General features: G+C 41.8%; 16 protein-coding genes. 12 read left to right on the forward strand and 4 right to left on the reverse strand.

All coding sequences use genetic code 11. From position 1 onward, the window contains the following. Positions 1-107: 107 nt before the first annotated feature. The 5 genes from J6836_RS19060 to J6836_RS19080 all read left to right on the forward strand — a co-directional run bounded on the left by J6836_RS19060 (position 108) and on the right by J6836_RS19080 (position 5,270). Positions 108-1,328: an extracellular solute-binding protein gene (locus tag J6836_RS19060; protein ID WP_219245428.1), complete on the forward strand. Its 1,221-nt coding sequence runs from the start codon at positions 108-110 to the stop codon at positions 1,326-1,328. Positions 1,329-1,384: 56 nt separating this feature from the next. After that, positions 1,385-2,248 carry a carbohydrate ABC transporter permease gene (locus J6836_RS19065; protein WP_219245429.1) on the forward strand — a complete coding sequence of 288 codons (864 nt, stop codon included), beginning with the start codon at positions 1,385-1,387 and terminating at the stop codon, positions 2,246-2,248. A gap of 2 nt (positions 2,249-2,250) precedes the next feature. Next, a complete protein-coding gene (locus tag J6836_RS19070; protein ID WP_219245430.1) occupies positions 2,251-3,063 on the forward strand; it encodes a carbohydrate ABC transporter permease in 813 nt (270 codons plus the stop codon). A gap of 21 nt (positions 3,064-3,084) precedes the next feature. Further along, positions 3,085-4,131, forward strand: coding sequence for an ABC transporter ATP-binding protein (locus tag J6836_RS19075; protein ID WP_219249553.1), 1,047 nt, complete (start codon positions 3,085-3,087; stop codon positions 4,129-4,131). A 128-nt stretch (positions 4,132-4,259) separates the two neighbouring features. Then, entirely contained in the window at positions 4,260-5,270 is a 1,011-nt protein-coding gene (locus J6836_RS19080) for a LacI family DNA-binding transcriptional regulator (RefSeq protein ID WP_219245431.1), read from the forward strand. Between the two features lie 59 nt (positions 5,271-5,329). On the opposite strand, the gene mobB is transcribed toward J6836_RS19080, so the two are convergent. Beyond that, entirely contained in the window at positions 5,330-5,851 is a 522-nt protein-coding gene (gene mobB / locus J6836_RS19085) for a molybdopterin-guanine dinucleotide biosynthesis protein MobB (RefSeq protein WP_219245432.1), read from the reverse strand. A 2-nt stretch (positions 5,852-5,853) separates the two neighbouring features. After that, complete coding sequence (gene mobA / locus J6836_RS19090; RefSeq protein WP_219245433.1) at positions 5,854-6,441, reverse strand: molybdenum cofactor guanylyltransferase MobA; 588 nt, start codon at positions 6,439-6,441, stop codon at positions 5,854-5,856. 215 nt (positions 6,442-6,656) lie between these two features. Here mobA and J6836_RS19095 point away from each other — a divergent pair, with 215 nt between their 5' ends. The 5 genes from J6836_RS19095 (at position 6,657) to J6836_RS23375 (ending at position 12,172) form a co-directional block, all read left to right on the forward strand. After that, positions 6,657-6,926, forward strand: a complete 270-nt coding sequence (locus tag J6836_RS19095) for a YihD family protein (RefSeq protein WP_206084828.1) — start codon at positions 6,657-6,659, stop codon at positions 6,924-6,926. Between the two features lie 3 nt (positions 6,927-6,929). Beyond that, complete coding sequence (locus tag J6836_RS19100) at positions 6,930-7,925, forward strand: serine/threonine protein kinase (protein ID WP_275075257.1); 996 nt, start codon at positions 6,930-6,932, stop codon at positions 7,923-7,925. A gap of 33 nt (positions 7,926-7,958) precedes the next feature. Beyond that, positions 7,959-8,579, forward strand: coding sequence for a thiol:disulfide interchange protein DsbA (dsbA, locus tag J6836_RS19105; protein ID WP_206084827.1), 621 nt, complete (start codon positions 7,959-7,961; stop codon positions 8,577-8,579). A gap of 418 nt (positions 8,580-8,997) precedes the next feature. Further along, positions 8,998-11,790, forward strand: coding sequence for a DNA polymerase I (gene polA, locus J6836_RS19110; RefSeq protein WP_219245434.1), 2,793 nt, complete (start codon positions 8,998-9,000; stop codon positions 11,788-11,790). Positions 11,791-12,124: 334 nt separating this feature from the next. Then, positions 12,125-12,172, forward strand: coding sequence for a hypothetical protein (locus tag J6836_RS23375; RefSeq protein ID WP_438361642.1), 48 nt, complete (start codon positions 12,125-12,127; stop codon positions 12,170-12,172). A 112-nt stretch (positions 12,173-12,284) separates the two neighbouring features. Here J6836_RS23375 and yihA read toward each other — a convergent pair whose 3' ends face one another. Then, positions 12,285-12,896, reverse strand: coding sequence for a ribosome biogenesis GTP-binding protein YihA/YsxC (yihA, locus tag J6836_RS19115; RefSeq protein WP_219245435.1), 612 nt, complete (start codon positions 12,894-12,896; stop codon positions 12,285-12,287). Between the two features lie 312 nt (positions 12,897-13,208). On the opposite strand from yihA, the gene ppiA reads away from it, so the two are divergent. Then, complete coding sequence (gene ppiA / locus J6836_RS19120; RefSeq protein ID WP_219245436.1) at positions 13,209-13,781, forward strand: peptidylprolyl isomerase A; 573 nt, start codon at positions 13,209-13,211, stop codon at positions 13,779-13,781. A 360-nt stretch (positions 13,782-14,141) separates the two neighbouring features. Here the strand turns inward: ppiA and J6836_RS19125 are convergent, their stop codons facing one another. Beyond that, on the reverse strand, positions 14,142-14,393 hold the full coding sequence (locus tag J6836_RS19125) for a type II toxin-antitoxin system Phd/YefM family antitoxin (protein ID WP_219245437.1): 252 nt from the start codon (positions 14,391-14,393) through the stop codon (positions 14,142-14,144). A 379-nt stretch (positions 14,394-14,772) separates the two neighbouring features. On the opposite strand from J6836_RS19125, the gene J6836_RS19130 reads away from it, so the two are divergent. After that, positions 14,773-15,348: an aminodeoxychorismate synthase component II gene (locus tag J6836_RS19130; RefSeq protein WP_102138889.1), complete on the forward strand. Its 576-nt coding sequence runs from the start codon at positions 14,773-14,775 to the stop codon at positions 15,346-15,348. Positions 15,349-15,448 lie beyond the last annotated feature (100 nt).

Raw genomic sequence — 15,448 nt, forward strand, 5'->3', positions numbered from 1 at the left:
GTTCATTTTTCTTTCATTATTTTGTCATATTCAAGACGTAGCCTGCGCCTAATGAATTGCACGCGTGTGCAAAAAACAGCAAGAACAAGTGAGGCGAGGAAAAATAAATGGTTAAACAGACATTATTAGCATCAACCCTACTAGCCATAACGTTTGGTGCTAATGCAACAGAGTTAGTGATTGCAGGACGTGATAGCAGCTATGGGGATGCGATGCAGTTTGTTGTTGATGAGTATAAAAAAGCCGATCCGCAAGCAAACATCACGTTAGTGAAGCGCCCAAGTAAAGGGTTATATGAAAGTGTTGTGTTATCCATGCGTGAGAAAACAGGTAATTATGATGTGATTTTAATGGATGACACGTGGGCTCCTGAATTTCTTGCTAATCAATGGTTAACGCCACTGAATCAAGAAATCGTCAGCAATGACTTTATTCCGTCGACGGTGAATCTTGGGCGTTACCCCGATGTAAAGGGTGCGGCTTATGCTGTTCCGATGGTGGGAAATGTGGCGATGTTTGCATGGAATAAGGATCTCTTTGAGCAGTACCAATTGAAGCAGCCGCAAAATTGGACGGATGTTATAAATGCGGCAAAAACGATCAATCAAGGCGGAAAAGCAAGCGGTGTAGTTTACCGTGGGGTTAAAGGTAACCCGATTGTGACAGGTTTTCTACCAATCTTATGGGGATATGGTGGGGATGTCGTAGATCAGCAGGGAAAACCAACATTAAATACACCGGAAGCAAAACGCGCGTTGGAGACCTTTCTCGCCATGAAACAATATGCGCCAAAAGGGGTCGATGTGTATAACGCAGACGAAGTCCGAGATGCGCTCCAAAAAGGAACGGCGGCAATGGCAATCGAGGTTTGGCCTGCTTGGGTGCCTGATTTAGATAATCCACAGTTATCAAAAGTTGTTGGCAAAATGGAAATGATGTCACCACCTGCAGAAACAGGAAAACCTTCGCCAATGCTAGGGATCTGGCAACTTGCTATTCCTAGTGATGCTAAAAATAAGGCTGATGCAGAACAATTTATTGCGTTTGCAAGTAGCCCTCAAATGCAAAAAGCATTATCCCTGAATTTTGGGATCCCACCAACGCGCAGCAGTGTGTATGAAGACCCAGAGCTGACAGCAAAATATCGTTGGTATCCACAGCAAGCCGCGGCCCTTAGTGCTGGAAAAGCACGCCCTCGCATCCAAAATTGGGCAGAGGTGGAGAGCACGCTTGGTGATTTTCTACAAATGGCAATGATGGGGCAGATGAGCGCTGATCAGGCATTGCAGCAAGCACAAAAGCGTATTGAACGCACAATGAAGAAATAGTGAATTTTATAAGGTGGTGCTAAGCGGTGACGCTAGCACCATAATGGATGCTCAATATGTTATTTGAAAACCGTAAACAGCTATTCTTATTGCTCCTTCCTGCGCTCATTATCTTAATGCTATTGACACTATATCCAATAATTTCAGTTGGTTATAATGCATTTGGGCAGGTTGACTACATTGATGATACTTATCATTTTATAGGGTTGAATAATTTTTCTGAATTATTTGATGATTTCTTTTTTCTCGCCGCAATAAAAAATACCTTTGTATTTACTGTTGTTGCATCGATTGCGCAAGTGTTGCTTGGGCTCGTATTAGCCCTTTTATTTCATCGTCAGTTTCCTGGTCGTCGGTTTGCATTACCTATCATTATCTATCCAATGATGCTCTCAACATTGGTTTGTGCTTCGATTTGGCGTTCTTGGTATAACTATGATTTTGGTTTCCTCAACAGTGTGTTGGTTTCCATTGGGCTGCCGGCTCAAGAATGGCTTTTTAACCCTGATTTTGCGTTGTATGCAATCGCGGTAGTGGACACATGGCAGTGGGCACCAATGGCATTTTTGATTATTTTGGCTGGTTTACAGTCGATCCCTAAAGATATCGGTGAAGCGGCAATGGTTGATGGCGCTAAAGGGGTAAATGCTTTTTTTTATATCACATTACCATTGATTAAAAAGCAACTTATGTTGGCGTTCCTGCTTCGTTCAATCGATACCTTTAAGCTCTTTGATAAAGTGTATGTGATGACGGGCGGTGGACCAGGCAATGCGACGGAAACCCTTTCAATGTTTGTGTATAAGTACGGTTTTCGCTTTTTTGATTTGGGTATGGCCAGTGCGGCGGCATTGGTCATGCTTGCTATATCACTTCTGATGACATTGATTTACGCCAGAAATGTGATGAGAGGGAAATAATCATGAGAGCAAAGTTTCATACATTGCTTGTTTGGTTTGCCGTACTGTTATTGACACTCCCAATCATTTGGATGTTCGGCACCGCTTTTAAATCCCCAGCTGATATTTTAGCGTCCGGTGCCAATATTTTACCTCATCAACTGAGCTTAGCGTCATTTGAAAAACTACTTGAAGGGAATGTGCCTTTGATGGTGTGGAATACCGTATTAATTTCCGTGGGTGCGACTGCGGTCTCCGTCATTTTTGCTTTCTTTGCGGCCTATGCGTTGGTACGTTACCGTTTTCCTGCAAAGCTCGATAACGTGTTTTTATTGTCAGTTCTAATTATCAAAATGATGCCACCCATTGTAATTGCCATTCCATTATATTCATTGATGAACTCTGTGGGATTACTGAATACAAGAATAGGTTTAATACTTTCTTATCAAGTGTATACATTACCATTTTGTATTTGGATGCTACTGGGTTTTATTCGTGATATTCCATTGGAAATTGAAGAGGCGGGCGCAATGGATGGCGCACACTTGCTACGACGATTAGCCTATATTGTTTTTCCTCTTTGTGCGCCAGGCCTTGTGGCAACCGCGATTTTTTCGATGATTTTAGGATGGAATGAGTTTCTGTTTTCGCTGCTGTTTATCCACACTCCCGATAAATTCACCCTTCCTTTGTTTATTTCCAATTTTATGACAGAGGATGGCACTGCATGGGGAGAAATGATGGCGATTGGTATTATTTCCTCGTTACCGATGTTGGTATTGGCGAGCTATATGCAGCGCTATTTACTCCGTGGTTTTTCAATGGGATTGAAGTAGGTATTTATAATGAAAACGACAATAAAAAAACTGGAATTGCGTGATGTTGGTAAATCTTATGGGCAGCATACTGTTATCCCAAAGGTTAATCTTATCGTTAATGAAGGGGAGTTTGTGGTATTCGTTGGGCCATCGGGGTGTGGTAAATCAACATTACTGAGAATGATTGCGGGGCTAGAATCTATCTCTGAGGGTGAAATTCACCTTGATAATCGCTGCTTAAATAATGTGCATCCCTCATTGAGGCAAGTTGCCATGGTGTTTCAATCTTATGCGTTATATCCCCATTTAAGTGTGGAAAAGAACATGGCTTTCCCTCTGAAAATGGCGGGAGAAAGTAGGGCTTTGGTGAATAAGAAGGTACGAGAAACTGCAGAGAATTTACAACTCACACATTTATTGAGCCGTTTACCTTCCGAATTATCAGGTGGCCAGCGTCAGCGGGTCGCCATTGGCCGTGCAATAGTACGTGATCCCGCCCTTTTTTTGTTTGATGAACCGTTATCTAACCTTGATGCAAAGCTACGTGGTGAAATGCGTGTATATCTCAAACAGCTCCACCAAAAATTAAAAGCGACGATAATTTATGTGACGCATGACCAAGTGGAAGCGATGACGTTAGCGGATCGAATTGTGGTGCTAAACCAAGGTCGCATTGAACAAGTTGGTTCACCAGAAACGTTATATCAACAACCTGCGAATAAATTTGTGGCTTCATTTATTGGTTCACCAGTCATGAATTTTTTAAATAAACAAACGGCAGAGCAGATTAAGTTTCCGCTTTTGTTATCAAATAATGTGGCATTTTTAGGGATAAGACCGAATCAGGTCATCGTAGACCCGCTCTCTCCGGATGTGTTAATGCCGATTTCTGTCGTTGAGCCATTAGGTCATGCCCGTTTGTATTATGGCCAGCTTCACGGTGTTCCCTTTTTGGTCGAGAGCAAGGAACTTTACTCGGTGGGTGGATCACTACCACTTAATTTGGGCCGCTCAGTGATCCATTATTTTGATGAAAATGAGGTGAGAATAGATAACGCTGTATTAGGCGGTGTGGATGCTGCCTAGTACGCAATTGAGCCTTGTATTGCAGACGCGAGAGCAAGGTTTCAGTTTATAGCTTGATGGGGATGTAACCGTATCAAGTCAACTTTTGAATAGCGCAAAGGGATCGGAGTGACTAAGGTTTTTTATTTATGATGCAGAACAAAAAAATTACCGCATCCGATGTTGCTCTGTATGCGGGAGTATCGCGTTCAGCCGTTTCTCGTGCTTTTACTGAAGGTGCAAGTATTGATCCGATTAAACAGGAAAAGATTTTAGCAGCAGCTAAAGTATTAGGTTATCAACCTAATTTTTTTGCGAGAAACCTCAGTACGCCAACGGCACGGAAACGCTCCCATCTTGTTGCCATTTTAGTGAGTGGTTTATCAAATCCGTATGAATCTTACTTGTTTGAGGCACTCACAACGGCTTTACAAGCCCATGGTAAACAACCCATTTTACTTAATGTGAAGCAAGCTCATGATCTAGAAAATGCAATTATGCAACTCTCAGGCTATCAAGTTGACGGGGTGATCGCGATAGTGGGATCACTACCAGTTGAATATTTCAGTCAGTGCCTTAAGTTATCGCTGCCTCTTGTTACGTTAGGTCGAACTGATGAACGTGGGATCATTCCTTCTATTCAAACCGATAATATCAAAGCGGGTGAGATAGCCGCAGATTATTTACTCAAACAGGGATCTACAAAGCTCGGTTTTGTTGCTGGGCGAGTTGATGGTCAAGCATCGGTTGAACGCTTAATGGGATTTCAAAATCGGCTACTAAACAAAGGTGGGATCATCCCTATTTGTTTAGATGCCGGAAGTTATGATTACCAAGCGGGTTTTGCGATGGCAGTTCAAAAAAGTGATGATTTGCATCGCTTAGACGGTGTTTTTTGTGCGTCAGATGCGCTGGCGATGGGGGTGATTGATTGCTGTCGGCAAATTTTAGACATACCAATACCTCGGCGTTTAAGTGTTGTCGGGTGTGATGATGTGCCAATGGCGGCCTGGCAAGGTTACCAACTTACAACCGTTGCCCAGCCGGTGGTGGAAATAGCGAGTAATGTCATCGTACTGTTAGAGAAAATTTGGGCTAAGTCCGAGAATATACATACCCATATCCGGTTAGAACCTTACTTGCAACGTCGTAATACTTAGTGCGTACTCAAGTGGTGTTTACACGGGAATGCGTTTATCCCGTGTAATTCATCGATGCGTTATTTTTGACTTTTTTGCCACCAAGACACAATGTAATCTGCGATTTGCTCGGGATTATTGATGTCTAATTGGGGAACTTGCGTATCAATAATTTCATTGCTGGCAACAGCGACCACATAGTTATCGATCAGGCCATTCAGTGGCTTTCCAACCTCTGATCGAAACAAGGCGATTTTATCGATCGTTTCATGTTTAAACCCTTCAACGAGAATCAGATCTAAAGACGCGGGATCAAAACGGCTCGCTAAATAATACAAGTCCATCTCTTTGGCTTCGGGTGTTTCTGTCATTAGTGCCCAGCGTTTTTCACTGGCGACAAGGGTTTGATCAGCGCCTGCTTTGCGTAATTCAAAGCTGTCCTTGCCTGGTTTATCCACTTCCATATCATGGTGAGTATGTTTAATTAAACCGACACGTACGTTACGTTGCCTAAGCAACGGTATGACTTTTTTTAATAAGGTGGTTTTACCGGTGCCGCTGTAAGCGGTAATTCCGAGTAGAGGTAGAGTATTTTGCTTCATGGCTATTTTTGTTGTAACTCCCAGTTACGGCTATCTTCCGGTGTATTCAAATTAGCGAATGATCCGGTTTCTGACGAGAACGTGATGCCTTTTGCATTGATTTCCTGCATAAAGAGCATCAGTTTGCGATCACCTCTGGCGAGATAATCATCAAGTTGTGACCGAAGGCTACGGTGTAATAGGGCGAAGGTTGGGTGCTCGCGTTCTGCATCTTGCGCATAACAGGCTATATGCTGCTCTTTTTCCATGAACATTTTTTCCGCTAAATTCAAGGGGAACGAAGGCACATCACAAGGCACGAATAACAGCCAATCGGTTTTTGCATGGTGAAGCGCGGCCTGCATCCCCGCTAAAGGGCCTGAAAAATCCGTATTTAAATCCGTAATAACCGTCAATTGGCTTTGACGATATTCATCTTGATTGCGATTGGCATTAATCATCACTTGGTTAACTTGGGGGGCTAGGCGTGCGAGGATATATTGGTATAAAGGCTTGCCTAACAAAGGGACTAAACCTTTATCTTGCCCGCCCATACGTGTTCCGCGGCCACCTGCCAGTATGACCCCTGTAATTGACTGTCGAAATGACATATTCAATATCCTTGAATATCTTCAAGAAAATGTTTCAACTTACCTGTAAACACTTTCGCGTATAGTAATTGCTAAAATTTATTCTATTTTGCTATAAAATCAATGAATATTCGTACGTATTGGCGCTAAACTTTACGTAGATTGACAACAGTTCGCTTTTTCTCTTGTATGATTATTGATAACTTGTATCGAATATTCGTGATAAAGGAATAAACATGAAATGCCATCGCTTAAATGAAGTCATTGAGCTTCTGCACCCTGTTTGGAAAGATAACTCAGATTTAAACCTTGTTGAATTATTGCAGAAACTTGCTGATGAAGCGGGCTTTAAAGGCAGCTTATCTGAATTAACGGATGATGTATTGATTTATCATCTGAAAATGCGTGGCACAGACAGTAACGATGTAATCCCTGGTCTGAAAAAAGATTATGAAGATGATTTTAAAACGGCGATTTTGCGTGCTCGTGGGATCATAAAAGACTAAATCATGGATGAAATAGAACATTCGAATTTCCATTTTAGTGGAATTTCACCGGATTTGATTTTAGACGCGCTTATGGAAGCGGGGATTTACCTAGAATCAGGGCTGACAGAACTCAATAGTTACGAAAACCGTGTTTTCCAGTTTCAAGACGAAAATCGCCAACGCTATGTGGTGAAGTTTTATCGGCCTGAGCGTTGGAATCGATCACAAATTCAAGAAGAACATGACTTTACGTTAGAGTTACATGATGAAGGCCTGCCTGTTGCTGCTCCTCTTGAGTTTGCTGGGCAAACAGTATTGGAGTTTGGCGGCTTTATGTTTGCTGTTTTTCCGAGTATTGGTGGGCGGCAATATGAAACAGATAACTTATTTCAGCTTGAAAGTGTTGGGCATTTATTAGGGCGCATTCACCAAATTGGGCAACGCAAAAACTTTGCATTTCGTCCGACAATGGGGATGGATGAATACCTTGATAAGCCGCGCGATATTATTGTATCAAGCTCGTTGTTGAAAGAACGCGATAAAGAGCCATTTATTGAATCGTTAGATAAACTGATTGCGCAGGTCAAACTGCAATGGCCAACAACTTTATCCACCTTGCGACTGCAGGGGGATTGTCATCCGGGCAATATTTTGTGGCGTGATGAGGCGTGGATGGTGGATTTCGACGATGCGCGAAATGGTCCAGCGATTCAGGATTTATGGATGTTGCTTAATGGTTCACGCCAAGAGCAAGTCATTCAATTAGATACATTGTTAGAAAGTTATAATGAGTTTTGTGATTTTGATGTAAAACAGCTAAAGCTCATTGAGCCGCTTAGGGCAATGCGTATGGTGCATTATCTCGGATGGATTATTCGCCGTTGGCAAGACCCTGCATTTCCTCGGGCATTTTCGTGGCTACAAGCTGATGATTTTTGGCAAAAGCAATCCATTGAGTTTGCGCAGCAAATTGAACGGTTGCAGGATGCTCCTTTGCAATTAACCCCGCAGTTTTAACATTTAAGTCTTTGTTTTTGGAGAATGTAGTCTATGAAAAAAATTATGTTGGCTTTGCTTGGTATTGCCATGTCTTTTGGTGCTGCAGCGGCAAATTACACGGAAGGTAAAGAGTATACCGATGTTAAACCTGTGCAAAACCTGCCACAAGTTTTAGAGTTTTTCTCTTTTTACTGCCCGCACTGTTACCAGTTTGAAAGCGTGTATAAAGTGCCACAAACGGTAGAAGCAAACTTACCGGAAGGCGTGAAAATGGAACGTTATCACGTTGATTTCTTAGGGCCTTTAGGTGCAGATTTAACTCAGGCGTGGGCGGTTGCTATCGTACTGAAAGCGGAAGATAAAGTGACACCAATTCTGTTTGAAGGTATCCAAAAAACACAAACTATCAATAGTAAAGCCGATATCCGTAATGCTTTCATCAAAGCGGGTATCTCTGGTGACGAATATGATGCAGCGCTGAATAGCTTCGTGGTCAAATCTGTCGTGGCAAAACAGCAAAATGCTGCCCAAGATTTAAAACTGCGTGGTGTGCCAGCATTATTTGTTGACGGTAAATATCAAGTCCGTAACAACGGTATTTCTGCAGATAAAGCTGAAGATTATGGCAAAGAGTTCTCCAATGTGGTGAATTTCTTAGTGAATAAAAAGTAAGCCTTATTGATGGTGGCAAATTCTGCCACCATCAAGCTATTTTTCTTCGTGACTGAATCAATATCCACAATTCGACTACTCCCTTCATCCTGTGTTAGATCAAAATATTTCTTAGCTAACCTATTGATTTTTATTTCTTGTTTTTATATACAAACGCCGCCTTTGTCGTTGAATTCAATCAACAACGTAAATATATACACATGGTTATCCACAGGATATTCCCTTACGTAACGTGATTAATCATAGAGTGAATAATCACTTTACTGGTTTGTATTAGTGATCATTTGTTTGAAATTGGTCGCGATTTAAACAGAATTTCGGCAGTGGGTTGGCGTAATGTAAAACTTGGGATGTATCCGAAGCCACATTATGGCATCCTATTACTCTTCATTCCCGATTAACAAGATGATGACAGACTATGGCTCAGATTGCAGAAAATCCCCTTATTTTGGTTGATGGTTCTTCCTACCTATACCGTGCTTATCATGCATTCCCTCCGCTCACAAACAGCGCAGGTGAGCCTACAGGTGCCATGTATGGTGTGCTCAACATGTTGCGCAGCTTAGTGTTGCAATATAAGCCCAGCCATGTCGCGGTTGTCTTCGATGCGAAGGGAAAAACGTTTCGTGATGAATTATTCGAAAGTTATAAATCACACCGCCCACCGATGCCAGATGATTTACGAGCACAAATAGCTCCATTACATGAAATGGTTGAGGCTATGGGGTTACCATTGCTAGTCGTTTCAGGGGTAGAGGCTGATGATGTTATCGGGACTTTAGCGCGTGAGGCTAGCCGTAAAGGTATGCCTGTTTTGATTAGTACGGGTGATAAAGATATGGCGCAATTGGTTGAGCCAAATATCACACTGATCAATACCATGAACAACACCATCTTAGGCCCTGATGAAGTCAAAGATAAGTATGGTGTTCCTCCTGAGCTTATTATTGATTTCCTCGCATTGATGGGTGACTCGTCAGATAACATTCCGGGTGTACCGGGTGTTGGCGAAAAAACGGCATTAGCACTGTTACAAGGTATTGGTAGCTTAGAAGCCATTTACAACGACCTTGATGCTATCGCGCCATTAGGTTTTAGAGGCTCAAAAACGTTAGCCCCTAAAATGGCGGAGAACCGTGAACTTGCGTTTTTATCTTACCAACTCGCGACAATTAAGACCGATGTTGAGTTAGATAAAAAATGTGAGGAATTACAAGTTACTGAAATTGATGCAGATAAACTTCATCAGTTATTTAGCCGCTATGAATTTAAACGTTGGTTAGCGGATGTTGAAAATGGCTCTTGGATGGATGGCAAAGGTGCCAGTACTAAAGCTGCTCCAACGCCAGCAACGGCAACGGTGAAAGCCGCGGCGCCTGCGACACCAACTCTCAGCGCTGAAAACTACCAAACTATTTTAGAAAAAGCTGATTTAGACCGCTGGGTTGAAAAACTGAGCGCCGCCTCTTTATTTGCTTTCGATACCGAAACGGACAGTTTAGACACGCAAGAAGCGCGTTTGGTCGGTATGTCATTTGCCATTGATGCGGGTCATGCCGCCTATTTACCATTAGGCCACGACTACCTTGATGCACCTGTCCAGCTGCCTTTGGATGAAGTTCTTCAGGTAATGAAACCGATCCTTGAGAGTGAAAAAATCCTCAAAATTGGTCAAAATTTAAAATATGACGCAGAAGTTTTAGAAAACTATGGCATTGAACTCAAAGGCATTGGTTATGACACTATGCTGGAGTCCTATGTGTTAAATAGTGTGGCTGGTATGGGGCGCCATGATATGGATAGCCTTGCAGATCGCCACCTTAACCATAAAACGGTGAGTTTCGAAGAGATTGCTGGTAAAGGTAAAAAACAGCTGACATTTAACCAAATTGCGTTAGAAGAAGCGGCAAATTATGCAGCGGAAGACGCAGATGTTACCTTGCTGTTACACCAAGCGCTTTATCCGCAGGTAGAAGCTGAGCCAAAACTGAAGCACATTTTTGAAAATATCGAAATGCCGCTGGTGCCTGTGTTAGTCCGTATGGAGCGCAAAGGGGTATTAATTAATGCAGCGACATTGGCAGCACAATCTAAGGTGATCACGGCACGTTTAGCTGAGCTAGAAAAAGACGCGTTCGAGCTGGCGGGTGAAGAGTTCAACCTAGCATCACCAAAACAGTTGCAGACAATTTTATTTGAAAAACTGCAATTACCCGTGATTAAGAAAACCCCAAGTGGTGCGGCATCAACGAATGAAGAAGTGCTGGAAGAGCTGGCACTTAACCATGCGCTGCCTAAATTACTTTTAGAGCACAGAAGCTTAGCCAAATTGAAATCGACCTACACGGATAAGCTACCACTGATGATTAGCCCGCGTACTGGCCGTGTTCATACTTCGTATCATCAAGCAGTAACCGCAACGGGGCGCCTGTCTTCACGGGATCCAAACTTACAAAATATCCCAGTGAGAACCGAAGAAGGGCGTCGAATTCGCCAAGCGTTTGTGGCGCGTGACGGTTATAAGGTCATGGCGGCGGACTATTCGCAAATCGAATTACGTATTATGGCGCACTTATCACAGGATAAAGGTTTGCTCACCGCTTTCGCAGAAGGGAAAGATATCCACAAAGCAACGGCGGCAGAGGTATTTGGTGTTCCTCTTGATGAAGTTACGAGCGATCAACGTCGTAGTGCAAAAGCCATTAACTTTGGCTTGATTTACGGTATGAGTGCGTTTGGTTTAGCGCGACAGTTAGGCATCCCTCGTGGTGAAGCACAGCGTTATATGGATTTATATTTCGAACGTTACCCAGGTGTTTTACGCTACATGGAAAATACACGTGTACAGGCATCTGAGCAGGGTTATGTTGAGACGCTAGAAGGGCGTAGATTGTATTTGGCGGATATCAAATCCAGCAATGGTATGCGCCGTAAGGCGGCAGAGCGTGAAGCTATCAATGCCCCAATGCAAGGCACTGCAGCTGACATCATCAAAAAAGCGATGATCGCTGTTGATAACTGGCTGCAAACGGAAAAGCCAGAAGCTGATATGTTAATGCAAGTACACGATGAATTGGTCTTTGAGGTCAAAGAGTCTGAGTTAGAGCGTGTTCAAGCTCAGGTACAAGCCTTGATGGAGCAAAGCTTAAAGCTGGATGTCCCCCTTAAAGTAGAAGTCGGCATTGGTAATAACTGGGATGAAGCCCACTAATCATTGATTGTCTAGTTTTATGAAGCGCCTAATGAAATTTTATTAGGCGCTTTTTTTATGAATGCGTTTCGGGTAATTATGCGTCTGGTATTATTGACTGTAAATTGAGCATAACTCCTCGATAATTCACTGAATTTAACTTGAAAAATAAAAAAATAAACGACATTTTTATGCGACTTAGCTCTCATAAATATGTAATAAAAATACGATTTTTTATCTGAATTTTAATATAAAAGTAGCTGAATCGTTGTAAGCTTTGAAAAAAAACTACAAAAAAGACTTTTTTTCGAGCGAAAAATAAAGTACATTAATAGGCGTAGGGTACAGAGGTAAGATGTTCTATCTTTCAGACCTTTTACTTCACGTAATCGGATTTAGCTGAATATTAGCTGCTCCAGTCAAAGTTTTTGACTGGAGCATTTTTTTATCTAAAATTCAGTGAATTAGACTTAAGGTGGGCAAGTGAGCCATCGGCGACCCACTTGTTCGGCAGGTTAAGCTGGTGTGTTATACCAACTATCTAGCTTAATTCGCAGTTTATCAACGCCGATTTTTTTCAGCGCAGAGAAATACTCAACTTCAATATCTCCCTCTAATGGTGCCAGTGCTTCACGCACTTCTGCCAGCTGTTTCTTTCTTGCCCCTGAAGCCAGTTTATCGGCTTTTGTTAGCAACACTAAAACGGGCACACTCATCGCGACAGACCATTCAATCATCTGCATATCGAGATCTTTTAATGGATGACGGATGTCCATTAAAACGACGAGGCCTTTAATACACTCTCTTTTTTGCAAGTATTCGCCAAGTGCTTGTTGCCATTTGCGTTTCATTTCTTCAGGAACTTCGGCATAACCATAACCTGGAAGGTCAACAAGGCGCACACCTTCTTCAACTTCAAATAGGTTGATTAGCTGTGTTCTTCCCGGTGTTTTACTGGTACGTGCTAAGCTTTTTTGCTGCGTTAATGCATTTAATGCACTGGATTTACCCGCATTTGAGCGGCCAGCAAAAGCCACTTCAATACCCGTATCTTTAGGTAGATGACGGATATCAGGTGCACTGATGACAAATTTTGCCATCTGGTAGTTATGATTTTTAATTGCCATTGGTCTTTCTCCCTGAGTTAGCCTCATAAGGCTGGGGGATTATAGCTTTGCTTAGCCTCTCCCGACAACTTGAAATATCATTCGCGTTCGTGTAATCCGATTAAGAATGGGTGTGAAAGAGTAGAAAAAGTCATCATTGAGGTAATAACCACAATCAGCGAAGCTTTTTATCAAAATAGGTCTACAATTTAACGCATTTGGTGATTTTCATGTTGTTGGCGTAAATATAGGTAAATCTTTAGCAATCTGGGCAGCTTCACTCTAGAATTGCCTAATAGCAGTAGTAATGCGTCATAACGAAAGGGATCTTACATGTTAAAACGAATTTTTGTGCCACTTTTGGCCGTCTGCGCAATGAGCGCCTCATCTTTTGCATTATCCGCGGGTGAAACTTATGTCAAGTTAGTCACGTCAGCGGGTAATATCGAATTAGAATTGAACAGCAAGAAAGCGCCAGTGACGGCAGAAAACTTCGTTCAATATGTTAATGAAGGCTATTACAACGGAACCACTTTTCACCGTGTGATCCCCGGTTTTATGATCCAAGGTGGTGGTTTCGATAAAGATTTACAGCAAAAACAAACGCGTGCACCAATTAAAAACGAAGCGGATAATGGCTTGCGTAACTTACGTGGCACCATTTCCATGGCTCGTACAGCCAATAAAGACAGCGCAACCAGCCAGTTCTTTATTAATATTGCAGATAATGCCTTCTTAGATCATGGTCAACGTGACTTTGGCTACGCCGTATTTGGTAAAGTGGTTAAAGGAATGGATGTTGCAGATAAAATCTCTAAAGTGAAAACGGAGAATGTCGGCCCATACCAAAATGTCCCTGTAGAGCCAATCACTATCATTTCAGCCGAAGTGATTAAAAAGCCTTAATGTGGTTTAGTGGGTAGGCGAGTGAGTTTACCCACTTTTGCTAGTCAATAAGTCGTTTTTTAAGTTCGCTATAGATTTCATCACGTCTATCCACCGCAATAACGGTTACGGTGACATTAATATTACCGGAATCATCACTTTTCACTGTATAAGCAAGACGATACGCGTCATTTTTAAGCTTAATTTTATAGCAACTATGCTGTAGTGAAAGCCGATTCTTTGGCAATGTTAGTGATTCTTAAGACTCCATTCTCTTTTTTAAAATCTTTTTAAATTTTTCTTTTATTGCTGAATTGAGCGAATCCCATTCCTTTTTCGCAGTAATTTTGAACTTTCATTGTACTTTGAAACGAGACATGATTAGATTTCATCCAAGCTAACGTCTAACTCAGGCTCATCCATTCGGAGAGTTACTTTTTCAAGTAATAATTTATCACTGAGTTGCTCTACCATCAGCTCGAATAATGCAGGAGGAACACAGTAGAATGCGGGTTTGTTGTGGCTAAGTATAGCGATAGGTTCCCCTTCCGATTCTTTCATCGCCGCTGCAGGATTTTTTTTGAATTCGCTTATTGAAGCGGTTCTCTTTGCATGAATAGCTTCTGTATACATATTAAACCTCATAATTAGCTCTATTTTTAGTGCTAATTTTAGCTCCAATTTAATTTTTGTCTATTAAATCCACAAAAAGTTTGTCTGAATTTCACCGTTTTAGTAAATACTTTTACTTCCTTGTATTTAAAGTAATTCTTAATCTCATCATGAAATTGTTATGGGAGTGTAAATATAATCCCATGATTTTTATATGGAAATTTTTATGGATAAAAAGCATTCCTTGACTTAAATAGGCTATTTTCTTGCTTAGGCTGTGCTATGATAGCCGCCCTTTGTCATTTTTCGTGGTGTTTTAATCATCGTTCTGATTGCTAATATGCGGAAAATATGCATGGGATATAATATATAATGATAAAAATCAGTCGGATAGGCTACTATGCTTCTACTTATTGATAATTACGATTCATTTACTTACAACCTTTACCAATACTTTTGTGAGTTAGGGACAGAGGTTGTTGTAAAACGTAATGACGAAATTACCATCGAAGAAATTGAACAGCTTTCGCCTACGCATCTTGTGATTTCACCCGGGCCATGTACACCAGATGAAGCAGGGATCTCCCTTGAGGCGATAAAATATTTTGCGGGCAAACTGCCCATTTTAGGGATTTGCCTTGGGCACCAAGCCATAGGCCAAGCTTTCGGCGCGTCTGTCGTCAAAGCACGTGAAGTGATGCACGGAAAAACATCCGCAATCCATCATAACCATCAAGGCGTGTTTAAAGGTTTGAACCGGCCACTGACGGTGACTCGTTATCACTCTCTGGTTATTGCCGCAGAGACACTTCCTGTTTCTTTTGATGTATCAGCATGGTCACTGAATAACGGTGATGTTGATGAAATCATGGGAATACGGCACAAAACCTTGCCAATCGAAGGCGTTCAGTTTCATCCTGAAAGCATTCTGAGTGAACAAGGTCATGAGTTATTGAATAATTTCTTAAAGTATTAGTTTGGTAATATTGCTAATAACAAATTAATTATGCATATTTCACCCTTGCCTATTGCTCTTTTGTGATTTTTTATTCATATTTGATGCTTATATTTTCACT

This window comes from Providencia sp. R33, from assembly GCF_019343475.1.
Lineage (GTDB): Bacteria > Pseudomonadota > Gammaproteobacteria > Enterobacterales > Enterobacteriaceae > Providencia.